The following is a 23,559-nucleotide window of genomic DNA, read 5'->3' on the forward strand; positions in this document are numbered from 1 at the left end:
TGCTTATAAATGTGTTATTATTATAATCTAAATTATTACCTTTGAAAGGCCTCTTTATAAATGTATTATTACTTAGATCGAAAGTATTATAACTTGTTTTGTTTAACTTATACAAAATGGAGGTGATTTTATAAATTCAAAGGTGATAGCATGTATTATTGCGATTGTAGTATTATTAAGTGCTACATTGATCTATGCTTTAGGTTCAGGTAATTTAAGTTCAAGTAGTGGAAATACTGTTTCTATAACTGATGTTGCAGGTAGGACTGTTCAGGTCCCTGTACAGGTAAATAAAGTTATAGGGACAGGGTGTTCAGCTAGAGAAATAGTGTACCTGAATGCCAGTGATAAACTGGTTGGAATAGAACAGATAGAGACTAATTCAACAGGGGGATGGGGAACTCAGCTGCCGTACACCATTGCGCATCCTGAACTGATGAAGTTACCTGTGGTTGGAAATGCAAAGACTGATACTGTAAATTATGAAAAAATAGCAGAACTCAAGCCAGATGTGGTATTTGCTGGAACTGCAGAACAAGCGGATGAAATTCAATCTAAAACCGGTATTCCGACTCTTGTTGCATATGTAGGTGCAGTTGGAACATCTGATCAGATGAATTCGTATAAAGAATCTTTAAAAATGATGGGAAAAGTTTTAGGTAAGGAAGATAGGGCAGAAGAACTTACTAGTTACATTGATTCCACCCAGGAAGACCTTGCAAAACGTACTAGTAATATCAATAGTAATAAAACAGTTTATCTTGCAGGGCAGGCTTTCTATGGAACTCATGGTATTACATCTACAAACCCATACTACCCGCCGTTTGTAATGTTAAATGCTTCAAATGTTGCAGGTGGAATTAACAATACAAATGCTACTATCCACGCTATTCAAATAGATAAAGAGCAGTTGATAAATTGGAACCCTGATTTTATCTTCGTTGAAGGAGGCAGTATAGCTACAATTGAAAATGATACCGCTAAAAATATTGAGTATCAGAACATTACTGCCATTAAGAACGGAGATACTTATGGAGTGTTAACTTACTGTCTGTACAGTTATAATAAGGATGAAATGTTTGCCAATGCTTATTATATTGGAAAAGTGCTTTATCCTGAACAGTTTAAGGACGTAGATCCAGAGAAAAAAGCTGCTGAGATATTTACCGAGTTCGATTGTGGAAATGGTGAATCAGTTTACAGTACATTAAAAACGCAGTATGGTGGTTTTAAACAACTGAATCTTTAATTTACTCCTTTATTTTTTATTTTAAAAAGGTGATAACATGAATATTACAGAACGCCCGGGAATATCGTTGGAAGGACTGCAGAGCACTATTGAAGATGCTGCTAATGGTTTAAAAGTATTTAGCATCTTAAAAACTTCGATAGAGATGGGAATTTTTGATATTTTAAATAGGGATACAACATGCAGGCAGCTTTCTGAAAAACTTGAAATTGATCCAGTACTGACATATTATCTCTTGGAAATACTTGTTAAATTAGGGATGGTAGAGAAAGTAGGGGAAAATTATAAAAACACGCCTGTTTCAGAAACATATTTGAATTCTGAATCAGATTATAAGCGGATTAACTGTATATTATCTATGGAAGAACCGCTTAATCTTTGGAATAGCTTAAACCATACCTTAAAAGGTAAAACAGCAAAAAAAGATGAGAACTTTTTCCAGTTCATTATACAGGTAATGGCTGAGGATGCCTTATGTGGTGAACTGCAGGACACAGTTGAACTGGTGGCAGGTTATGATGAATTTAAGAATGCAGAGACTTTACTTGACCTTGCAGGGGGTCATGGAATGTATTCAATCGCGTTTGACCAGTTAAATCCTGATCTGCAGTGTTACGTGTTTGACTTCCCTGATGTTTTGGAAGAAACCAGGAAGTTTATTGAGAAATATGATTCCAGTGTTCAGGCTATACCTGGAAATTTTTACACCGATGATTTTGGCGGGAGTTACGATGTTATATTCTCATCGTACAATCCTGGAGGTAAAAATCCCAAAATCGCTGAAAAAGTTTACAATTCGTTAAATCATGGAGGATTATTTGTAACTAAGCAGTATTTCCCTGAAGCTGGCCCAGATTCGCTGGAAGATCTTTTAGATAATATGGAGTGGAACTTCACCAACTTTGAGAAATCCAATAAAGCAAATGAAAGGTTCACATTTAAAGATGATTTGACATTTGAAAAATATCTTTTATTTTTAGAAGATCTTGGATTTTCTATAGTGGATGTACATCGTATAGACCATTTTAACACGTCTTTTGGAAATAAAGCACAGGATAAAATGGTAATAGCTAAGAAAGTGAGTTAATCTTGATAATTCAACCATATGGGAGCGTATTTAAAAAACCATCTAAGATGATGGTTACAGTTTTTTTATTTTGCTGCTCTTGGTGTATGTTCTAATTTTAAATGTGAATCCGTGATCATGTATTACAAAATGCCCCTTTTTGAGTATTACATTTTTAAGCTCTGTTTATAAGCGTGTTATTATCATTTCGTTAAGTATTACTTTGAAAGAGTTCCTTTATAAATGTATTATTACTTAGATCGAAAGTATTATAACTGATTTTGTTTAATCTATACAAAACGGAGGCGATTTTACAAATTCAAAGTTGATAGTGGGTATTACTATTATTGCAGTAGCATTAGAATGGGCTGCTGATCTATACGTCAGTTAGTGTAAGTTCAAGTAGTGGAAGTACAATTTTCGTAACTGATGTTGCAGGTAGAATAATTTGGCTTTACTTAAGTAAATAAAGGCTTAGAGATATGTTCTGGAGATAATATACTTGAATGCAAATGATAACCTGATGAAATATTCACAAGTTCGATATTTGGTAATGATGTATCAATATACAGAGGTTGAAGGAAAATTATGGCAGATTCAAACAGTTAAATCTTTAATAAATTCTTTTTTTTTTAGTTTAGTGGGGTGAAGGAGATGAATATTACAGAACGTCCAGATGTTTCAGCAGAGGACCTACATGGAATTATTGAAAACACGTTAAACGGCTTAAAAATATACAACGTCCTGAAAACTTCCATAGAACTGGGAGTTTTTGACATTCTAGAACAGGAAATGACTTACACGCAGCTTTCTGAAAAACTTGGAATTAAACCAGTGATGGCAAATTACCTTTTAGAAATACTTTTAAACCTGAAACTGGTAGGAAAGTCGGGAGAGCTCTATAAAAATACGAGATCCTCCCAGCTATATTTAAACTCAAAATCTAGTTACAATAGGATTAGATGCATATCTGCTTTAAAAGAGAATGTTAATCTATGGAATAATTTATCTAACAGCATAAAAGGGAATATAACAAGAAAAGAAGAGGTTATTTTCCCTCTAGTTGTACAGAGAATGGCTGATGACTGCTTATGCGGTGAACTGCAGGATACAGTTGAACTGGTGGCGGGTTACGATGAATTTAAGAATGCAAAAACATTACTTGACCTTGCAGGAGGTCATGGAATGTATCCTATTGCATTTAGCCAGGTGAATCCCGACTTGCAGTGTTATGTCTTTGACCTTCCGGATGTTTTGGAAGAAACCATGAACTTTATTGAGAAATATGATTCCAGTGTTCAGACTATTCCTGGAAACTTTTATGTCGATGATTTTGGCGGGAGTTACGATGTTATATTCTCATCGTACAATCCTGGGGGTAAAAACCCTGAAATCGCTGAAAAAGTTTACAACTCTCTGAACATGGGCGGACTATTTGTAAATAAACAGTATTTCCCTGAAAACAACCCTAGTTCTTTAGAGGATGTTCTGGATGATATGGAATGGAACTTCACAAATTTTGAAAAGTCCCATAAAACAGGCAGAAAATTCACCTTTAAAGGAGATCTGCTCTTTGATGAATACCTGAAATTTTTGGAAGACCTTGGATTTTCAGTGGTGGATGTTCACCTAATAACGCGTTTTAACACTCCTTTTGGAAGAATTTCAAGGGATAAAATTGTAATAGCTAAAAAAGTGAGATAAATTGAGCTTTAAAGATAAAACAGTTACAGACTATAAGTCATATATACGGAATAAAACATATATAGGGGTTTTTTTAGTTATAGCCCTAGTTATAGCAGTAATCTGCTCCATTAAAGTAGGTGCTGCAAATTTATCCGTATATGACATAATCAATGCATTAATTAACAGGCAGGCAGACGGAGCTTTGATCATTTGGAACATCCGTATTCCAAGGATTCTGGCAGCTATAATTGCGGGCTGCTGCATGGGTATTGAAGGATGTATAATGCAAAGTGTACTTCGAAACCCTTTAGCCAGCCCTTATACAATGGGAATTACGCAGGGTGCGGCTTTTGGGGCAGCATTTGCAATTATAGTTTTGGGAGCTGGAGCTTTAAGCAGTACGCAGGCGGATGCTGTTATTATAAATAATCCATACCTTACAGTTTTTGCAGCATTTTTAGGAGCGATGGGTGGTGTTAGTGTAATTCTTTTGCTGGCCAAAGCGCGGGGCGTAACATCTGAAGTGATGATACTTGCAGGAATGGCCATGACTTATCTATTTCTTGCAGGAATACATTTCTTACAATATTTTGCATCTGACACTCAGGTTGCAGCTACTGTATTCTGGACATTTGGAGATGTTGGAAAGGCAATGTGGAACGACGTCTGGATCATGTTCGTGCTTCTGATACCTGCTTTAGTATATTTTATGTATCATGCATGGGATTACAACAGCCTTGAAAGTGGAGAAGAGACTGCAAAAGGATTAGGTGTCAATACCGAGCGTATAAGGCTGCATGGAATGCTGATCTCTTCATTTACATCGGCAGTAGTGGTGGCGTTTCTAGGAGTTATTGGTTTTGTGAGCTTAATAGCTCCACATATTATGAGGAGGATCATTGGAAATGATCACCGGTTTTTAATCCCAACATCGGCTATTCTCGGTGCTTTAATACTTTTAGTATCCGATACTGTTGCAAGGGTTATATTATCTCCAATTGTGTTACCAGTAGGTATTATAACTTCATTTTTAGGGGCACCGTTGTTCTTTTACATAATAATGAAAATGAGGCGATAAAATGGTTCTTTCAGTAGATAAAGTTGAATTTTCTTATGGGAATGCAACAGTACTCAAAGATGTAAACTTTAAGGTTAAAAAAGGCGATTTCGTTTCAATACTGGGAGTTAACGGCTCTGGAAAATCTACCTTGATGAGATGTATAAACAGAATTTTGAAGTTTAAAGACGGTATGATCTTCGTTGAAGATAGGGATATAAAAAAAATGAAAGACATCGAAATTGCAAGAAAAATTGGTTATGTACCTCAAAGTTCAGAAACAGGCTTTGTCACCGTTTTTGACGCAGTTTTACTTGGTAGAAAACCTTACATAAAATGGGATGTTTCCAGGAAGGACATAGAATTAACAGAGAAAATACTGAAGGTCATGAACCTCGAAGAATACGCACTCAGGTACATAAATGAACTGAGCGGTGGAGAACTTCAGAAAGTTGTTATAGCACGTGCATTAGTTCAGGAACCTCAGATTTTACTTTTAGATGAGCCTACCAGTGACCTTGACTTAAAAAATCAGTTAGAAGTGATGAGAATTATAAGGGAAGTATCAGATACCCACAATATCGCTTCAATTGTGGTTATGCATGATATAAACCTTGCTTTAAGATATTCTGATAAATTTATAATATTAAAAGAGGGGCAGGTGTTCACTACTGGGGGAAAAGAGGTTATAACCTCCGAAATTATAAAAGAAACTTATGGGGTTGATGTGCATGTTAAAAACTTTGAAGGTGTTCCAATGATCATCCCAAAATCCCAATAAGTCAACTTCAATATCTCTTTAATTTAGGGGGGATAATATTCTATTCAATTTGAGATTTAATGAATGAGAAATACTATGAAAAGTGAAAGTTTAGGGCGTGGAAAGTTTTATATCATTGGAACTGGTCCACTTGGACTAATATGGCCACATTGCAGGCTTTAAACACAATTAAACAAATCAATGTCATTGTAGTTCCAGATGAAGATGTAGAACTATTTGCAGAATACATAGGGAAAAAGCCAGTTTTTTAACCCATGGGAATGATTTTGGGACTATAATGGGAAACATTTTTTAGAATTGAGTAAAGATGAATTAGAGAAATTTCGTGTGGAACGGTTTGATTTGAGAGATGAATGGGTGAACGTAATCAAGGAGATTTTGGTCCAGGAAAGGATGTTGCACTGCTTGATTCGGACAATACTTGTTTGGCCCAAACCATTGGTATGTAGAACAGTTTCATCAGGAGAATATCATTATTATCCCGGGTATGGGATGTGAGGCGGCAGGTTTAACAGCCCTGGAAAAAAGTATAATCCCTCATATGACATCCGTTTTGTAATGCAGGCGGTTCCACTTTATATGATGGATTGGGATCAGATATTAAAAGATGTGAGTCAGTATCCAGTTAGCATGGTTACATATATGACTTTGAGTATCCGAAGAAGCTATTTGAAAGCCTTAAAATGTTTGTTCTGTTGATATGCCATGTGCTGTTGTATATTGGGCAGGATATCCTGATAAACAGCGTGTCATAAGGGAACTGTGGCAGATATGGAGCAAAAGCTTTCAAAAGAGAATGAAGATCATATGGGTATTTTATTTATAGGGTGTTTTCTTGACGGAAAACCTTATGAAGCAGCTATGAAACAACAGTAATTGAGATTTACGACTAATGAGAGAAATTACTGGTTAAAATGAAATATGAGAATTTTATCTTCTTTGATTTTAAACTACTAATTTTAATTAACTTTAACTTTTTATAGTGAATGACATGTGAAAATTCATAGAATTTTCACGGTTACGGAACTTCGTTCCGTAAACATAACTTTTAAACTTATAAATTTTAGATAACTTGATCAAATTTACATTTGTATTCAAAAATGTGAAAATGTTTTGATTGCCCTAAAATTTTTGTTTCATGGGTTTTGTTTCTCTACGAAAATTTAAAATTTTGACAACCGTCAAAAGATTTACGATTTTTTTGGGCTACAAAAATGAAGCTGACAAAATTCTTTGAGCTTTGACAGTTTGGTTAAATTTACTTCCTTAAATTCAAAGCGCATGAACAATTTATTATATGTTTAGTCAAATATTTGGTTATTCACCATAAAACGTAATTTAAGTTGGATTTTGAGATCATCTATTAATATCAATTTTAATCAAAAATTTTTTATATCTATTAATTCAATTTTAGTTTAATTTTATTCAAACAATGTTGAATTAAGTGGTGGCGATATTATTAATCAAAAAGTAATTATAAGTGTTATTATAGGGATTTTGTGCCTTGGATATATTTTATATTTTTTTTCAGGATTGGGAGAAGCAAATTCGAGTAAAGGTACAGTTTCGATAACAGATGCAGCAGGTAGGACAATTCAAGTTCCAGTCCAAGTCAATAGGGTAATAGGAGTAGGCACTTCAAATAGAAATATAGTGTATTTGAATGCCAGTGATAAACTGGTTGGAATAGAACAGGTTGAAACCAATTCAACAAGTGGCTGGGGAAATCAATTACCTTATATAATTGCACATCCTGAATTAATGAGCCTTCCTGTTATTGGTGATGCACGTAAAAATGAAGTAAATTATGAAAAAATAATAGAACTTAAGCCAGACGTGATATTTGCCGGAAATTCACAACAAGCAGATGTTATACAGAATAAAACAGGTATTCCAACAATTGTTGTATATGTGGGCGCGGTTGAAACATCTGAACAAATGGATACTTACAAAAAGACTTTAAAAATAATGGGTAAAGTGTTAGGTAAGGAAGAAAGGGCAAAAAAACTTGTTAATTACATTAATTCATGTGAATCAGATCTTGACAACCGAACCAAAAATGTTTCCAGCAATAAAACTGTTTATGTTGGCGGACAAGTTTACTATGGTGCGCATGATATCACGTCTACAAATCCTTATTATCCTCCATTTGTATTATTAAACGCCTCAAATGTTGCAAGTGTTGTCAATACTGCTGCAAATACTACTTCACATGCTCAAATTGATAGAGAACAGCTGATAAAATGGAATCCTGATATGATCTTCATTGAATCTGGAAGCTTAACTTCAGTGATGAATGATACCAGCGAACATTCGGAGTATAATGATCTTAAAGCTATACAAAACGGAAATGTATATGAAGTAATATCCTGCTGTTATGATAAGGATATAATGTTTGTAGATGCATATTACATTGGAAAAATTCTTTATCCTGAGCAGTTTAAAGATGTGGATCCTGAGGCGAAGGCTAATGAAATATTTGAAGAGTTTAGTGGTGGATCTGGTGGATCGGTTTACAGTACTATGAAAGTACATTATGGAGAATTCAAGAAGCTGAATTTTTAATATATTTTTTTTAATTTTTCAGGTGATAAAAAATGAACTTTAAAGACAGGCCAAACATTTCGTCGGAAGAACTACATGACATTGTTGAAAATGCATTATATGGTTTAAAAAGATTTAATCTTTTAAAAACTTCCATAGAACTTGAAATTTTTAACAATTTAAACCAAAAAATGACATGCAAACAGATCTCTGAAAAACTTGGAATTGAACATGTGTTAGTTTACTACCTTCTGGAGGCACTGGTAAAACTTGGATTATTGCAAAAATTAGGGGAATTTTATAAAAATACATTAATATCTGAAATATATCTAAACTCAGAGTCGGAGCATAATCAGAATAATTGTATGTTATTTTTAAAAAATAAAGCTGATTTATGGAATAATTTAGAATATGCATTGAAAAGAGAATTATATCCCGAAAGTAATGTTTCATATCCTTTTCTTATACAGGCAGTAGCAGAAGATTGTCTATCTGGTGAGTTACAGGATACAGTTGAAATAGTGACAGGTTATGATGAATTTATAAGTTCAAATACTCTGCTTGATTTAGGTGGAGGTCATGGACTGTATTCTATAGCATTGAGTCAGATGAATCCTGACCTGCAGTGCTATGTCTTTGACCTCCCTGATGTTTTAGAGGAAACCAAGAAATTTATCAAAAAGTATGATTCCAGTGTCCAGACTATTCCTGGAAACTTTTACACTGATAATTTTGGCGGAACTTACGATGTCATCTTTTCATCTTATAATCCCGGGGGTAAAAATCCTGAAATTGCTGAAAAAGTTTATAATTCACTGAATATAAGTGGACTATTTATAAACAAACAGTATTTTCTGGAAAAAAAGGAAGCTACATTAGAAGATGATTTAGATAGCTTGGAATGGAACTTTACCAACTTTGATAAAACAATGAATGGTAAAACAAGGTTTAGTTTTAAAGAAGATCTATCATTTGAGGATTATTTAAGATTTTTAAAACAACTAGGATTTACTATAATTGATATTCACAATATAAACCATTTCAGTTCACCATTTGGACCTAAAGCAGTGAATAAACTTATAGTAGCTAAAAAAATAAGTTAATAATTCAATATGCACAAGTACCTCTTGAAATTAGGTTAAAGTTAATATTTTATAAAAAGGTATTCATATATTTCCTGAACTTTGAATATATGTTAGTAAATATCCTTTTTCCTTTATTTTTTGAGATTAAAATTACAATAAATTTATAATGAATGAAGTTATAAGCTATAATGTACCATTTTTATTTTGATCATAATTTGAAAATTATTTAAATGGGCCTGTAGTCTAGCCAGGAATATGACGTGGGACTTCGGATCCCAAGGTCGGGGGTTCAAATCCCCCCAGGTCCGCTAAAGCACTCAAAAATGCGAAGCATTTTTGGTGCTCACAAAATTTTCAATTTTGTGGCAGTGAAATTAAAAATTTTCACATGCCCCGAAAATCTCTGATTTTCGAGGGTTTTTTAAAAAATCTTTAATCCAAAATCCTACAAAATCTTCGATTTTGTGGCCCGAAAAATTTTCAATTTTTTGACGGCCTCGCAAAAAACTGCGTTTTTTGCTCCGGAAATCCAAAATCAAGACGAATTCTAATTTTAATCAACATTTAATTCAATAAATTCATTTGAATTCCTTAATTAAATTCCAAAATGATTTCAAAACAAGTGGATTTGCCTCGCATTCGCTCGGAGATCGAGAATCACTACAAATTCTATTAAGTCCTCTAAAGGTTTCAATACTATTTAATCATGCCTGCAGGACATTGCTATGGCTCTGAAAAGTAGAATTAATCCATTATAAATCTCTCTAAAATTATTCAATCCAACAAATTCTAATTTCAAATTTTTTTCATTATCCCTTTAATTTTACTCCACAATTTGGAACATGGTAATACTTATATGCTTAAAATATACATTTAAAACCAAGTAATGAGTAGTAGGGGGTTCAAAAATAGATCTTCAAGAAATAGTTTTAGATTCGTTGAAATTTCCTTTTTCTAACGTAGGGAGAGCAGTAGGATTACTTCTTCTTTTTTTAGGCAGTATTCTTATTATTCCTATAATCCTGGCTTTAGGATATATCTTTAGAATAATAGAGCACACCATCAATGGTTCTAATGAACTTCCGCCGCTTGGTGAATGGGGGAATATGTTCGTGGATGGTATAAAATATTTAGTAGCGACTGCAATCTACCTTATAGTTCCTAATATCTTGACATTTGTACTATTCAAGGGAATGCTAGCCTCAATTTATGCTGGAGATTCCCAAATTAGCCTGCTACTGGTAAGCGTTGTTGGGCTGATATTTGTTTTACCATTTGATTTAGTATACATTATGGCTTTAGGTAATATGGTCCATGAAGATAGATTTGAGGCGGCATTTGATTTCAGTAAAATATTTGAGTTAATTGGAAAAATGGGGTGGCCAAAATATGCCTTATATATCATCGTATTTGCTATAATTGGGTTTATATTGGGCATAATATCCAATTTAGGCACATTCATGCACATTTCCTTTGGATTAGGATGGGCTGCAGGTATACTTATTTCTTTATTAGTTCAAGTTTATCTGGTTATGTACCAAGGCAGATATATTGGGCTTATATGCCGTAAAGGGAACCTTATGGCAAAAGGTGACGGAGAAGTTGAAGGCAACTTTGAAGTTGAGGAAAATAAGGGCACTGAAGCAGGTTAAGTACAAAATAATCCCAAAATATTTTTTTATTTTTGTCTGCGAAATTATTAAATGTTAATCAATCAATAATTATTACTACTTCTGGTTTATTTACATATGAAAATAGTACAAATTACTCTTTAACCGCGTGATAAAGAATAATTTGAGTTTATAAATAACTAAATAGCATATAAACTATTATAATTTCATTTTTTTATTGAATATACCTTTAATCAGTTGTTATTTTTAAAATAGGCTTTAGAGGTGATAGAATTAGTTTTGTTGAAGTTGCTAAAATGGATGAAGTACCTGAAGGAAGCATGAAACATGTTGAGGAAGGGGATACTGAAATTCTTTTAGTAAATGTTGAGGGAAAAATTTATGCTGTAAGCGACAGGTGTGGCCATATGAATGCGAGGCTTTCCATGGGTAGACTGCAGGGGACTACTGTCATATGTCCATTGCATGCGTCTCAATTTGACGTTACCACTGGAAAGAATATTAAAGAGCCCGTCCTTACATCAATTCCTGGAGAGGAAAAAGTTCCGGCACTCAAGAAATATTCAGAACGTCTGGAAAAAATTATTGCACCTGTAAAAACTTATGATCTACCTACCTTCCAGGTAAAAATTGAGGGTGAGAATATACTGGTTAATATTCACTGAACACTCAATTTAGATAGTTTTAGATGTTAAGGGCTTTAAATCAGTAATTATCTAAAATATCGAAAATGACAAGTCTGATAAGTCATGTTAATCTTAATATAAAGTTATACGTCAACATTCAGTATCTTTCATTTTGCAGAGACTCCATTAAGTTTATAATGAAACATAAAACACTTTAAATCTACCAATATGGCATTATTAGCTTATAAATTTTAATTTATCATTTTTTTAAGGCGTAAATTCAGTTTTATTTAAAAAGAAGGAGATAGAATGTCAGATGGAATACCTGGAAAAGCAAAAAGCTTCTGGATAGATAGTACTCCTGAGACTAATTTTTCCAAACTGGAAAATGGACTTAAAATAGATGTCGCTGTACTTGGCGGGGGTATAGCGGGCCTTACAACTGCAATAATGCTTAAAGAGGCAGGTAAATCAGTTGCAGTAATTGAAGCGAGGCGTATAGTGGAAGATATAACTGCCACCACTACTGCAAAGATCAGTGCACACGCATTTTTTTACAGCACGATGCTGGATAATTTAGGCAAAGAAAAGACCCAAATGTTTGCTGAAGCTAATTTAAAAGCTGTAGAATCTGTTTCTAATTTAGTATCTAAATATGGTATAGATTGTGATTTCCACAGGACTCCTTGTTATATTTACACGGAAGCTGAAGAGGAGGGAGGTATATATAAATCTGAAGCAGAAGTAGCGCATGAGCTTGGACTTCCAGTATCATATGTTGAAAATATTTCTTTCGCGCCCAATGCAAAAGCAGGCGTAGTCTACCAAAACCAGGCAGAATTTCATCCACGTAAATATCTTCTTGGGCTGTCAAAAGAAATAGCAGGCGAAGGAAGTTACATATTTGAAAATACAAGAGTTCTTAAGATAAAAGAAGGGACTCCTTATGAAATTGAAACTAATAACGGCTCCATTAAAGCAGATAATGTTGTAATGGCCACTCATTTCCCGATATATGATCCAGATAATCTTTACACTCAGTTAAAAATAACAAGGTCATATATAATGGCATATTATGCTAGAAAAACATTACCTGATGGGATGTACGTGTGTCTCAACCCGTTTCACACATATCGATCAATTCCAACTGATAGAGGTAAAATGATTATGATTGCAGGTGAACACCAAATTGTTGGGACTCCTATTGATACCAGAAAGTGTTATAATCGGTTAGAAGAATATGCGGAGGATAATTGGGAAATTGAATCGATTGAATATCACTGGTCTAATCAGGATAATGCCGCTCCTGACGGACTGCCTATTATTGGAGAAACTTCTAAGCCTGGAGTTTATGTTGCAACTGCTTTTGGAGGTTGGGGAATGACTCACGCTACGACTGCGGCTTACTTAATTACAGATCTTATAACTGGCAAAGAAAATCATTTAGTAGAGTTATTTGATCCATTACGATTTAAAAATTCAAAACCAGTTGTATCTTCTGATGATGAAAAATTAGAAATCTCCAGGAAGTTCCAGAAAAATGAAATACTATGGCCATCAAACAGTGGAGTCCTTGATTTATCCAGGGATGAGGCTCGTGTGATGGGCAAAGGGAAAGAGAAATTTTCGATATATCTCGATGAAAAAGGGCATATGCATCGTTTACAGGCAGTTTGTAACCATAGGGGATGCACTCTAGTTTGGAACACCGCAGAAAAAACATGGGACTGCCCATGTCACGGGTCCCGTTATAATTACTATGGGCGGGTTATACATGGCCCGGCATTGGTAGACCTTAAAAAATATCCGGAAAATAGATAAATTAAGTTAATTTAAAAGAATTTTTCATTTTAAGCAGTGTTTTTTAATTCCTGTTCTTAATTTTATATAACCCTGAAAAGCAGTTCAGATGCGCGATAGGTTTAATTGACAATTTACAAAATAAACAATACCCAGTTAAGGCATAAAACTTTTAAAATAAATATCTAGAAAAATCTATTTCTTAAATTCCTCTTTAAACTGATTATAAGCTGTTTTAAAGTCGTTTAATCTTTCTCTAAGTAATTTTTCCTCTTCAATAAGCTTTTCTTCAGGTAATTCTGGGTTCATATATTTGGCAATGCCTATTTTCATGATATTTTTAGGGATCTCGTAGTTTATTTCATATTCAAAATTAGAAGTGAAATTAATATCTATGTATTTCGCCATTTTACTGCTTAAATGGGAGTATTCTTCTTTGCTAATTTCTGCATCTTCCATTTTTACTTGTCGACATATAGAACCTGAAATTCTATCTATCACCGTTTCATCACTGACTGTTTCTAACATTAAAATCACCAGTTCATAATTGGTTTTTGTAACAGATAAACTTTGATAAAAACTATTTTTGTTATGGAAATGGGTAAATATCCAACTGTTAAAGGTGATTTAATTGTCAATATGTATTTACAGTAATGTTTAATAAAAACGGCCTGTAGAAGACTCTAGAAAAAATTAAATTTTTTTTTATTTGGATATATGGATTATATTAAATCTAACAGATATTCCACAAATTTCAGAATTTTTACAAAGCTAAAAAACAGTTGATTACAAATTAACTTTAAAAACGATTACGTTGTTTTACCAATTTACCTGAAATCCTTTTTTGCCTCTGAAGATAAGTTCATTATAAAATAGTTTTTAAATTACAACTTAATTGCAACGGCTTTTTATCAATTTATACTTGAAAATAAACAGTATATTTAATACTAGTTTGATATGTGTATCTATTTGATAATTTTGGATGTTATCATCATTTATAATATATTAAAGCTTTCAATTATTTTTTATCAGGACATAGGGGCGTGGATTATGGATTTGGATTATAACAGATCATATTAAAAATCAATTACATAATACAAACCAGAAATATTTTCTCAACTTGGAATATTTAAAATTGAAATATTTTTAAAGGAGGTTTGTTATGGCATTGAATTTAGGAGATCTCCACATTAGAAGTCCTGCTTTTGGTTCCCTGGAGCGTATTCCAGAACGTTATGTATATGATGGGGATAATATTTCTCCTCCAGTAGACTGGAGCGGTGCTCCACCAGACACAAAAGAATTTGCATTAATTTGCCATGATCCAGATGCTCCACTTCCTTATGGATTTACCCATTGGGTTGTATATGGTATACCTGCAGATATCGCAGGTATTGGTGAAGGTGAAGGAAAAAAGGCCTTCACAGAAGGCACCACGGGATATGGGGAACAGGGGTGGGGAGGTCCAGCTCCGCCTCCAGGACACGGACCCCATCATTATTACTTCTGGTTATATGCTCTTGACACGGTTCTTAACTTAAAACCGGGATTAACTCGTGAACAGCTGTTAGATGCTATCGCTGACCATGTCACTGTACAGGCTCGCCTCGTTGGAATTTACGAGTTGTAAATGTGTTTATTAAATGGGATAAAATGAATGAAGAACTTCCTCAAGGATTTGTGGCAACTAATGTCCAAGCTGTTGGATACAGTGATCTAGATGAGAGACCCGCCTTTAAAATGTCAATAGGGGAACATGATGGGCGGTGGTATCTTTATACTGGGCATTTCTGGCATTCTGGATGGAGTATTATAGATGTTACAGATCCAACAGAGCCTAAATTGGTTAAGTTCATTTCAGGTCCAGAAAATACTTTTACTCTTCAAATGGAAGTATCAGATAACATAATGATCACTGCACTGGAGAAGATATTTCCGAACTTTGGAGGAAATCCTAATGAGCCCTTTGATGAAGGTGTACTCATATGGGATATCAGTGATCCTGTTAATCCAAGAAAATTAGGGCAATTTCGCACCGGAGGAACTGGTACCCATCGGAATTTTTATTCGGGAGGTAATTATGTACATTTAGCGGCAGGAATGCCAGGATATAATGGAAACATTTATGTGATCATTAATATCAATGATCCCGCTCAACCAGTCGAAGATGGAAGGTGGTGGGTGCCGGGACAGCATACAGCGAGTGGAGAAAAGCCACATAAGCCTTATATATCATTACACGGCCCCCCATATGTAGTGGATAACCGGGCATACTTACCTTATGGATCGGAGGGCATGATTATACTTGATATCAGTGACGTATCTAAACCTGTGGAAGTAAGCCGTTTGAGTTTTAGTCCACCATTCCACTCGCAGTTCGGCATACACAGTGTGCTTCCTTTACCTGAAAAAGGGCTTGCATATGTTAATTCGGAGGATACGTCATATGGTAAAGGGCCGTTACACCATGCATCAATTGTGGATATTTCAGACTTATCAAATCCGATGTTGCTGTCATTGTTTCCTGAACCAATTCCACCTGCAAATGCACTATACCGCGATTTTTTCCAAAAAGGAGGGTGGTCAGGCCCGCATAACATTAATATATTGCAGCACAACAAGGATGTGCAAAAACAGGGTAAATTATTTTATATTGCCCATTTCAATGCTGGTTTGAGGGTCTATAATGTCAAAGATCCACGTTTGCCAGTTGAGGTTGGATATTTTATGCCTCCTGAGCCAAGAAAACGTTATGGTCCAATGCCTGAGGGGGAACTGGTCACACAAACTGAAGATGTACTGGTTGACAGGCGGGGCTTTATTTATATTACAGATAAAAATCAGGGGTTATGGATTTTAAAATATGAAAAATAAGTTATCTAAAATGTAAAGAATGGATTGGTAAAGGTTTAGCTAGTATTCTTCCTCAAAATTGTCAGTAATTAGCCATTCTTCCTCCAGGGCAATAGCTTCTTTAAATGATCGTGGGACAAGTGCCTTATAAAGTGGATTGTTAAACAGCATTTTAATATTCCTGTCTAAAATATAAGTTGCACAGAAATCATCTTCTGCTCTCATTCCTCGCCCATAAGCTTGAATAAGAGTCATAATGGTCTTATAAGCATACCATTTGGGGTCATGTTTCTTCCTGCTGTTTACCTGTTTATCTCCAAGATAAGGGAATGGTATTTTATAAATCACCTGAAACTGACATTTTTCGTAGGGAAGGTCTACACCTTCACTCATTGATGGGCTTACAAGTACCATTGCTTTATCTGTTTTTTCGAACTGCTGCAGTTTCATTTCTCTATTTATGTAAGTGTGACCCATTAACCGTGGATCTTTTAGATTAGCCATTATATATTTCTGACATTTATAATTATGTGTGTGAATCAACCCTTTTTCATGTTTGTGATGATCCATAATCTTTTTAAGGATTGGAAGTGTTTTAGGTGCTGTGAATTTAATTGATCTCTGGGACATGTTCCCGACGGGTTTTATATAAACCGGCCGTCCTGATGCTGGAAAATTACTTTTGATTTTAAGGGGATAGGCCTCTTTATAGTCAATTCCGAGCCATTTGCAGAATAAACGGTGATCCAGGATAGTTGCACTCATAAAAAGGCAAATATCTGCATGTTTAAACAGCATATTCTGTGCATATAAATCAATTTTCAATGGTTTAAAGGACACTCCACCAGGAGTAGGATCTACAACCCAGTTTTCAGCGTGTTCTTCTAGATTAGTTAAGAGTTCGCGCAGTCTAAAACGGGTACTGACTATCCTATCGCCCTTATTTTTGGGAAGTTTTTTAGTATTGATTTCTTTGTAGGCATCATGGAGAATTTCAACGAAAAGTATCCACTCTTCGGGGTCTTCAAAATTCAGCATTTGAGGAGGTATTGTTTTTTTAATATCCTTTTCAAGACTTTGATTCAGTAAATTAACCTCTAACCTGCGCATGAGTTTATCTTCGATGTTGTGGGCTTCATCAAGCACCATGAAATTCCTTTTGGGGAAATGCCTTACATAGTTGAGCTCAAGGAGTGCATAATCATAATTCATCAGGGTTATGTCGCTGTTTGCGGCATCTGCTTTCTGCTGCCAGTAGCTGCATTTGTCCATGGATTTGAAGTAGTATGGAAATCCGCCTGCATCTTCAAATGCAAAATGAGCTTCATCACCTTCAGTTTTGGTTACACCAAAGTCACAGGAAAATTTCTGTGATCTGGGGGTTGTCTGGCACATTCCATTATCACAGCTTATCTCTAAATCTCCAGATTTGCATGAAAAATTGCCTCTTCCTTTAACTAGAGGATAGCTGAATTCATTCGCGTACTGACTTTGGAGCTGTTTTGTCATGGTGAGGATATAAGATGGTTCATACATCCTTGCAAGTGTGGTTGCTATCGCTGATTTTCCAGTTCCAGTCCCTGCTTCAAGGATTATATATTTGTATCCTTCCTCGATTGCACTATCAATTTTTGATATTATCTCCAGCTGCCCTTCCCTTGGTTCTTCAAATGGAAAATTATTTAATATTCTATTTTTTACACCGGGATTTTCCAGTTTAAGATTAGCCATGTGATCTCTTGGAATTCCTGTTGATTTATTTTCCTTTAATTTCTTTGTAGAGCAAATGCATCGCTGTTTTATCATCTTACATTCACTGCAAAAAAAGCCATTATCCATAATCATTTATATTTGGGTAATGCTATAAATAGATAAACCGCTCGAAAATTCAAAGAATTTTCGGGGCCTGAAAATCAAAGCTGACAAAGCTTTGTTTTGTTTGCGTCAAAATCTTCGATTTTGGCAGATTTTCGAGGCCTATTAGTATTATAAAGAAAACCCAGTCTTTATTACTAAAAAGTAAAATAACTAACTATAAACAGTTTTTATCTTAAGAAACTGAAATAAAATTGAAAACACGTAGAATAACATTAATTTATCACGAGGCTTAATATGAAAAAAGGCAAATTTATAGGCATAGGTGTAGGGCCTGGAGACCCTGATCTTTTAACAGTTAAGGCGGTAAAGACACTGAATGAAGTTGATGTAATATGCGCGCCTAAATCTTCAAAATCAAAGCCAAGTGTGGCATTATCAATTATAGATCCAGTTTTAAATGACCGCAAAAGTGAGTATGAAACTTTAGAACCTCTTTTTCCAATGATTGAAAATAAAAAAGAGCTTCAAAAGTACTGGGCCGATGCCGCACAGGTTATAATTGAGAAATTGAATGAGGGACTGGATGTTGCATTTATAACATTAGGGGACCCTTCTGTTTACAGTACTTTCTCTTACGTATTCAAGATAATTGAAGGCATGGACTTTGAAACCATGGTGATTCCAGGTATCACATCGTTTACGGGGTGCGCAGCAAGTGCAAAAATGCAGCTTGCAGAAAAAGATGAAATCATGGTTATAGTACCAAAGGTAGACGAAAGATTATCCCAGATTATGGCATGTGGAGATACATTTGTTATAATGAAAACATCAAGACATTCTGATATGCTTGAAGATATTATAAATCAGGATAAAAGGGATAAAGAAATAATATCGGTTCAAAACTGCAGCATGAATGATGAGAAGATATTCGATGGTTTTGTAGAGGATAAGAAGTATTTATCAACCACTATTGTTAAATTTAAAAATAAGAAGTAGTGTATGATTTCACTATTTTACGATGTCAAACTTTTATAATGGGGATTTCCAAGTTCCTTTTCTTTTATTACAAAACAGCAGTAGTCATCGCCTTTAGCGTAGCATTTGACTTCATCAGCGTTAACTTCATGGCCGAAGTGTTTTGAAAAAATCGCTTCCAGTATTCCTGAATCAAATGCACACGCAGATCTTCCAATCTGGGGTAAATCTTCACATTCAAAGCAGTCGTAGGCATTTATAACTATGGGTTCCGTACTTTCAATTTTAACCCGCCCTAATTTATTTCTTTCCCAAAATTCTGCAATATTTTTAACGAATTCTTCTGTATCTGCCGATTTTAAATCATTATAAACTGTTTCCCCAACTTTTATACCTGCTTGGTGCAGTAAAGGATCTATATTTATGCCTTCTTTTAATAGGGCAACCCTGATGGTTCGAAACATTAATCTGAAGAATTCAAAGGGATCCTTGTAATCGGAAACTCCTGCAAAGTAATGTTCTGCACCTTCTTCAAGCTCTTTTATAGAAGATACATCTCCTAGGTGGCGTGATTTAATATAAAATATTTTTCTCCGGCGGTCTTCTGGATCTGGCCTGTAATCAATTATTCCGTCATCTACCAGGGCTTGAAGATGTTCTGAAACTGTTGATTTGGATTTACCTGTGTGCTCTACAATGCGGTCAAAACTCATTTCACTTTTCTCAAGTAGAGATAATATTTGAGCTTTCATAGGGCTTTTAATGACATTTATTCCCTCTTCAGTTGAGAATAGTTTCACGCCCGTGTTTTTCTGTTTCTTCTGATTTTTTTTAGCCATTACCAATCACATTTAGTGAATATGATTTTCATTATATATAACTAGTTCGGGTATATCAATACGTTCGGGAAAAACCAAACAGAAAAACTTATATAGAATTAGTTCGCATAGTACCATACAGTCAGAATAAAACCAAACTATAATATTAAAACGGAGGACAAAAATATGAAAGCAGAGTCAATAAAAATTAAGGAAGGAGTATACTGGGTTGGAGTATTAGACTGGGATTTAAGAACATATCATGGTTACACACTTGATGGGACCAGTTATAATGCTTACATGGTCTTTGGGGAAGATAAAGCAGCTTTAATAGATAATTCTTACCCTGGAACATTCCCTGAGTTAATAGCACGTGTTGAAGACGCTTGCAAGAAAGAAGGTAGAGAATTTAAAGTTGATGTGATAGTGCAGAACCACGTTGAAAAAGATCACAGTGGAGTCTTAACAGACCTGCATAAAAAATTCCCGGAAGCACCTGTTTACTGTACTGAAATTGCAGTTGAAGGGCTTAAAAAACACTTCCCTGGTGTTTCAGATGTTAATTTCGTCACAGTAGGAACTGGCGATGCTCTAGACTTAGGAGGAAAGACTCTTGCTTTCTTAGATGCATTTTTATTACACTGGCCTGACAGCATGTTTACACTGTATGCAGAAGAAGGTATTTTGTTCCCTAACGACGCATTCGGACAGCACTTATGCTTCCCACAGCTTTACGATAATGAAATACCAGATTACGTGCTTATGGATGCTACTAAAAAGTTTTATGCCAATTTAATAACTCCAATATCAAAACTGGTACTTAAAAAATTCCAGGAAGTCACAGATTTAGGTCTTCTGGAACAAATCAAAATGATAGCCCCTGCACACGGGCAGATATGGACAGATCCAATGAAAGTAATAGGTGCATACAGCGACTGGGCCACTGGAAAGTGCGAAGACAAAATAACTATTATATACGACACCATGCACTATTCAACCCAGCAAATGGCCCACGCTATGGCAAATGGGGTTATGAGTGAAGGAGTAGATGTAAAAGTATATTACCTCCACGAAGATGAAAGGAGCGAAATTGTGAAAGATATTCTCGACAGTAAAGCGATAGCTCTGGGAGCCCCAACAATTTATGATGAACCGTTCCCAAGTGTAGGAGATTTAATATTTTACCTCCGCGGTCTTAAGTTCAACAGAACAGGTAGAGAACGCCTTGCTGTGACATTTGGATCAATGGGTGGTGAAGGTGGAGCACCTGAAAAATTAGCTGAAGAGCTTAAAAACTGCGGATTCGATGTAAAAGATCAATATGAAGTGTACTATGTACCTGATGCAGACGAACTGGAAAAATGCTTCCAGACAGGTAAAAAACTTGCTCAGGAGATAAAAGGGCTTTAATAAATCGAAATAGAGGAGATTAAAATGGAAATAATAAACGAACACGAAATTGGAATTTGTAAAAACACAGATATAGAAGAAGCAGTTCAGGCCAATTTTAACGGGGAATGCCAGGAAGTAGGAATGTACCTCGCTATGGCCCGCCAGGCACAAAGAGACGGTCTTCCAGAAGTAGGCGAAGTCTTAACAAGAATTGCACTGGATGAAGCTAACCATGCTTCTCATTTTGCAGAACTTGGAGGAATTATTAAGTCATCACTTAAAGAAAACATTGAAATGATGTTAAATGGGGAAACAATGGCTAACAATGAAAAGAAAGCCGCAGCTAAAAAAGCTAAAGAGTGTGATATAGATCCTGCACATGATTTCTTTGATGAAAGCTCAAGGGATGAAGGACGTCACGCTAAAATGTTAGAGGGAATTTTAGAAAGATATTTTAAATAAACTATGTGCTTTATCATCAATTCCCTCATGCCAAGATTTGGGAGAGACTCTTAAAGATCACCTATCTCTCCCACTTGAATTAACTTTATGGAGAGACATTAAATGATATTAACCTACCAACCTTCATCTGAGTTCTCTCCTCTGCTTAATTCATTGAAAGATTAAGTTGAGAGTATATTGTCTTGACTTAATCTTTATCACCTAATTAAAGTTATGGAGAGATATTAATGAGGACAATACCGCCTCCGTTCCTTGTTCCTGTCTCTCCTTACACAATTTCAAATTTATGGGGAGAATAACAAATGAGATTACCGCCTCTGTCTTATTCCCTCCTTTCTCCAAACAGGTGACAAAATGGTTTACAAATGTGATGTATGTAATTATATTTGTGATCCAAATAATGGAGACCCTGAAAATGGAATTAAAGCAGGAACTGATTTAAAAAATCTTCCTTCAAACTGGGTCTGCCCTATATGCGGTATAGAAAAAGATTATTTTTATTTACTGAAAAATGAAGACACATGTTATCCTGAAAGAAGCAGGATTTTATCTATGGCAAATCATGTTTTTGCTCACTAATTAAAAGCAGGGGTATAATATATGGATGAGTTTTAAAACATGATTTAGGTAATATTATAAACTAATTTAGAAATTTTTAGATTTTCTTATGATTAACTATTTTTAACTAAAATTTTTCATCTTTTTTTAATATGATAAAATCTTATTAATTATTTTCAAACAAAACTTGTCGGATTATATAAATCAGCAAATTTCCTTTGGTCGGATTTGCTTTTAATATCCTATATTTTTAGTAGTATCTGGTTAATTATCAAAAAGGGGCTTTAAACAATTACATTTAAAAGATGAATAAAATGTTAGTTGACTATATTAAGTTGAAAATCATAATTCATCTCGGAAGTTAAAGAATTATAGGGGATAACAATGGTTCAAAATAATGTTTTAATGTTATTTGATATTGACGGTACATTGGTTCAGGGAGCCAAATGTCATTATCAGGCTTATATAGAAGGAGTTAAGAAGTTTTACGGTATGGAAGAGTATGTGCACAGTGTAAACGCCGCGGGTAAAAGTGATAAATTAATTTTGCGTGAAATATTAGCATTAGGAGGCTTAACTACAGATGAAATTCAGAAAGATTTCCAGAGCTGTTTGGATTTCATGACGGATTATTACCTGAAAAATGTGCAGTATGAGAATATACATGTATTTGATGGGACTATAGAACTTCTAGATGAGCTTCAACGCAAAAATGTACTTTTAGGGTTAGTAACAGGGAATTTAGAACCTATAGCTTACGCTAAACTTGGAAGAGCAGGTTTAAATGGTTACTTTTCATTTGGAGGCTTTGGAAGTGACAATGCGGACCGTTCTTTAATGGTTAAAAAGGCTCTAAGCATTGCAAAAAACCAGCTTGGATTTAATGGTGATAAAATATTTGTTGTGGGAGATACTCCTCGTGATGTAGAGGCAGCTAAAGCGTATAACCTTAAGACTATAGCAGTAGCTACTGGAATGTACAGTGTTAAAGAATTAAAAGATTGCGGGGCAGATTACGTTGTAGAAAACTTTAAAAACAGGGATAAAATCCTGGAAATTCTTTATGAATGATATAATAATCGACCCTTTTAATTTTTAAAGCATTTTATTAAATGCTATTTTTTTAACAGTTTTATAATCTATTTGTTAAATAAATTC

Annotated in this window: 20 protein-coding genes and 1 tRNA gene; 18 read left to right on the top strand and 3 right to left on the bottom strand. The window is 34.8% G+C overall.

Annotated elements, in window-relative coordinates:
- Positions 1-142 precede the first annotated feature (142 nt).
- From ASJ80_RS15160 to ASJ80_RS15210, 11 genes are all read left to right on the top strand, one after another.
- Entirely contained in the window at positions 143-1,249 is a 1,107-nt protein-coding gene (locus ASJ80_RS15160; protein ID WP_176720253.1) for an ABC transporter substrate-binding protein, read from the top strand.
- A 37-nt stretch (positions 1,250-1,286) separates the two neighbouring features.
- On the top strand, positions 1,287-2,336 hold the full coding sequence (locus ASJ80_RS15165) for a class I SAM-dependent methyltransferase (RefSeq protein WP_069583943.1): 1,050 nt from the start codon (positions 1,287-1,289) through the stop codon (positions 2,334-2,336).
- A 633-nt stretch (positions 2,337-2,969) separates the two neighbouring features.
- Positions 2,970-4,019: a methyltransferase family protein gene (locus ASJ80_RS15170; RefSeq protein ID WP_069583944.1), complete on the top strand. Its 1,050-nt coding sequence runs from the start codon at positions 2,970-2,972 to the stop codon at positions 4,017-4,019.
- Between the two features lies 1 nt (position 4,020).
- Positions 4,021-5,079 carry a FecCD family ABC transporter permease gene (locus tag ASJ80_RS15175; protein ID WP_069583945.1) on the top strand — a complete coding sequence of 353 codons (1,059 nt, stop codon included), beginning with the start codon at positions 4,021-4,023 and terminating at the stop codon, positions 5,077-5,079.
- Between the two features lies 1 nt (position 5,080).
- Positions 5,081-5,839 (top strand): ABC transporter ATP-binding protein, encoded by a 759-nt coding sequence (locus ASJ80_RS15180; RefSeq protein WP_069583946.1) that lies wholly within the window; start codon positions 5,081-5,083, stop codon positions 5,837-5,839.
- A gap of 1,533 nt (positions 5,840-7,372) precedes the next feature.
- Positions 7,373-8,404 (top strand): iron ABC transporter substrate-binding protein, encoded by a 1,032-nt coding sequence (locus ASJ80_RS15185; RefSeq protein WP_176720254.1) that lies wholly within the window; start codon positions 7,373-7,375, stop codon positions 8,402-8,404.
- Between the two features lie 32 nt (positions 8,405-8,436).
- Positions 8,437-9,486 carry a methyltransferase family protein gene (locus ASJ80_RS15190; protein ID WP_069583948.1) on the top strand — a complete coding sequence of 350 codons (1,050 nt, stop codon included), beginning with the start codon at positions 8,437-8,439 and terminating at the stop codon, positions 9,484-9,486.
- A 214-nt stretch (positions 9,487-9,700) separates the two neighbouring features.
- Positions 9,701-9,776: transfer RNA gene (locus ASJ80_RS15195), tRNA-Arg, on the top strand.
- Between the two features lie 630 nt (positions 9,777-10,406).
- Positions 10,407-11,120: a DUF4013 domain-containing protein gene (locus tag ASJ80_RS15200; protein WP_069583949.1), complete on the top strand. Its 714-nt coding sequence runs from the start codon at positions 10,407-10,409 to the stop codon at positions 11,118-11,120.
- Between the two features lie 251 nt (positions 11,121-11,371).
- The gene (locus ASJ80_RS15205; RefSeq protein ID WP_069583950.1) at positions 11,372-11,764 is read left to right on the top strand and encodes a Rieske (2Fe-2S) protein; all 393 of its coding nucleotides are present in this window, start codon (positions 11,372-11,374) and stop codon (positions 11,762-11,764) included.
- Between the two features lie 270 nt (positions 11,765-12,034).
- Positions 12,035-13,546 carry an FAD-dependent oxidoreductase gene (locus ASJ80_RS15210; protein WP_069583951.1) on the top strand — a complete coding sequence of 504 codons (1,512 nt, stop codon included), beginning with the start codon at positions 12,035-12,037 and terminating at the stop codon, positions 13,544-13,546.
- A 174-nt stretch (positions 13,547-13,720) separates the two neighbouring features.
- On the opposite strand, the gene ASJ80_RS15215 is transcribed toward ASJ80_RS15210, so the two are convergent.
- Positions 13,721-14,053 (bottom strand): hypothetical protein, encoded by a 333-nt coding sequence (locus ASJ80_RS15215; RefSeq protein WP_069583952.1) that lies wholly within the window; start codon positions 14,051-14,053, stop codon positions 13,721-13,723.
- Positions 14,054-14,687: 634 nt separating this feature from the next.
- On the opposite strand from ASJ80_RS15215, the gene ASJ80_RS15220 reads away from it, so the two are divergent.
- Positions 14,688-15,155, top strand: a complete 468-nt coding sequence (locus ASJ80_RS15220) for a YbhB/YbcL family Raf kinase inhibitor-like protein (protein ID WP_069583953.1) — start codon at positions 14,688-14,690, stop codon at positions 15,153-15,155.
- A gap of 23 nt (positions 15,156-15,178) precedes the next feature.
- A complete protein-coding gene (locus ASJ80_RS15225) occupies positions 15,179-16,399 on the top strand; it encodes an LVIVD repeat-containing protein (RefSeq protein ID WP_141705184.1) in 1,221 nt (406 codons plus the stop codon).
- Positions 16,400-16,438: 39 nt separating this feature from the next.
- Here ASJ80_RS15225 and ASJ80_RS15230 read toward each other — a convergent pair whose 3' ends face one another.
- Positions 16,439-18,217: a helicase C-terminal domain-containing protein gene (locus ASJ80_RS15230; RefSeq protein ID WP_069583982.1), complete on the bottom strand. Its 1,779-nt coding sequence runs from the start codon at positions 18,215-18,217 to the stop codon at positions 16,439-16,441.
- 273 nt (positions 18,218-18,490) lie between these two features.
- Between ASJ80_RS15230 and cobI the strand changes: the two genes are divergently transcribed.
- Positions 18,491-19,192 carry a precorrin-2 C(20)-methyltransferase gene (gene cobI / locus ASJ80_RS15235; RefSeq protein ID WP_069583954.1) on the top strand — a complete coding sequence of 234 codons (702 nt, stop codon included), beginning with the start codon at positions 18,491-18,493 and terminating at the stop codon, positions 19,190-19,192.
- A 17-nt stretch (positions 19,193-19,209) separates the two neighbouring features.
- Here cobI and ASJ80_RS15240 read toward each other — a convergent pair whose 3' ends face one another.
- On the bottom strand, positions 19,210-20,010 hold the full coding sequence (locus ASJ80_RS15240; protein ID WP_069583955.1) for a V4R domain-containing protein: 801 nt from the start codon (positions 20,008-20,010) through the stop codon (positions 19,210-19,212).
- A gap of 165 nt (positions 20,011-20,175) precedes the next feature.
- Here ASJ80_RS15240 and ASJ80_RS15245 point away from each other — a divergent pair, with 165 nt between their 5' ends.
- From ASJ80_RS15245 to ASJ80_RS15260, 4 genes are all read left to right on the top strand, one after another.
- Positions 20,176-21,399: an FprA family A-type flavoprotein gene (locus ASJ80_RS15245; protein ID WP_069583956.1), complete on the top strand. Its 1,224-nt coding sequence runs from the start codon at positions 20,176-20,178 to the stop codon at positions 21,397-21,399.
- Positions 21,400-21,423: 24 nt separating this feature from the next.
- Positions 21,424-21,843 carry a ferritin-like domain-containing protein gene (locus ASJ80_RS15250; protein ID WP_176720255.1) on the top strand — a complete coding sequence of 140 codons (420 nt, stop codon included), beginning with the start codon at positions 21,424-21,426 and terminating at the stop codon, positions 21,841-21,843.
- Between the two features lie 354 nt (positions 21,844-22,197).
- Complete coding sequence (locus ASJ80_RS15255) at positions 22,198-22,422, top strand: rubredoxin (protein WP_069583958.1); 225 nt, start codon at positions 22,198-22,200, stop codon at positions 22,420-22,422.
- Between the two features lie 363 nt (positions 22,423-22,785).
- Positions 22,786-23,472 carry an HAD family hydrolase gene (locus ASJ80_RS15260; RefSeq protein ID WP_069583959.1) on the top strand — a complete coding sequence of 229 codons (687 nt, stop codon included), beginning with the start codon at positions 22,786-22,788 and terminating at the stop codon, positions 23,470-23,472.
- Positions 23,473-23,559 lie beyond the last annotated feature (87 nt).

Origin of the sequence: Methanobacterium bryantii (assembly GCF_002287175.1) — an archaeon.
Taxonomy (GTDB): domain Archaea; phylum Methanobacteriota; class Methanobacteria; order Methanobacteriales; family Methanobacteriaceae; genus Methanobacterium_D; species Methanobacterium_D bryantii.

Excerpts from the sequence above, each read along its gene's own strand:
- ASJ80_RS15240 (WP_069583955.1), bottom strand. The coding sequence starts at position 20,010 with ATGGCTAAAAAAAATCAGAAGAAACAGAAAAACACGGGCGTGAAACTA.
- cobI (WP_069583954.1), top strand. The coding sequence starts at position 18,491 with ATGAAAAAAGGCAAATTTATAGGCATAGGTGTAGGGCCTGGAGACCCT.
- ASJ80_RS15250 (WP_176720255.1), top strand. The coding sequence starts at position 21,424 with ATGGAAATAATAAACGAACACGAAATTGGAATTTGTAAAAACACAGAT.
- ASJ80_RS15210 (WP_069583951.1), top strand. The coding sequence starts at position 12,035 with ATGTCAGATGGAATACCTGGAAAAGCAAAAAGCTTCTGGATAGATAGT.
- ASJ80_RS15190 (WP_069583948.1), top strand. The coding sequence starts at position 8,437 with ATGAACTTTAAAGACAGGCCAAACATTTCGTCGGAAGAACTACATGAC.
- ASJ80_RS15220 (WP_069583953.1), top strand. The coding sequence starts at position 14,688 with ATGGCATTGAATTTAGGAGATCTCCACATTAGAAGTCCTGCTTTTGGT.
- ASJ80_RS15215 (WP_069583952.1), bottom strand. The coding sequence starts at position 14,053 with ATGTTAGAAACAGTCAGTGATGAAACGGTGATAGATAGAATTTCAGGT.
- ASJ80_RS15180 (WP_069583946.1), top strand. The coding sequence starts at position 5,081 with ATGGTTCTTTCAGTAGATAAAGTTGAATTTTCTTATGGGAATGCAACA.
- ASJ80_RS15170 (WP_069583944.1), top strand. The coding sequence starts at position 2,970 with ATGAATATTACAGAACGTCCAGATGTTTCAGCAGAGGACCTACATGGA.
- ASJ80_RS15245 (WP_069583956.1), top strand. The coding sequence starts at position 20,176 with ATGAAAGCAGAGTCAATAAAAATTAAGGAAGGAGTATACTGGGTTGGA.
- ASJ80_RS15260 (WP_069583959.1), top strand. The coding sequence starts at position 22,786 with ATGGTTCAAAATAATGTTTTAATGTTATTTGATATTGACGGTACATTG.
- ASJ80_RS15255 (WP_069583958.1), top strand. The coding sequence starts at position 22,198 with ATGGTTTACAAATGTGATGTATGTAATTATATTTGTGATCCAAATAAT.
- ASJ80_RS15230 (WP_069583982.1), bottom strand. The coding sequence starts at position 18,217 with ATGGATAATGGCTTTTTTTGCAGTGAATGTAAGATGATAAAACAGCGA.
- ASJ80_RS15225 (WP_141705184.1), top strand. The coding sequence starts at position 15,179 with ATGAATGAAGAACTTCCTCAAGGATTTGTGGCAACTAATGTCCAAGCT.
- ASJ80_RS15165 (WP_069583943.1), top strand. The coding sequence starts at position 1,287 with ATGAATATTACAGAACGCCCGGGAATATCGTTGGAAGGACTGCAGAGC.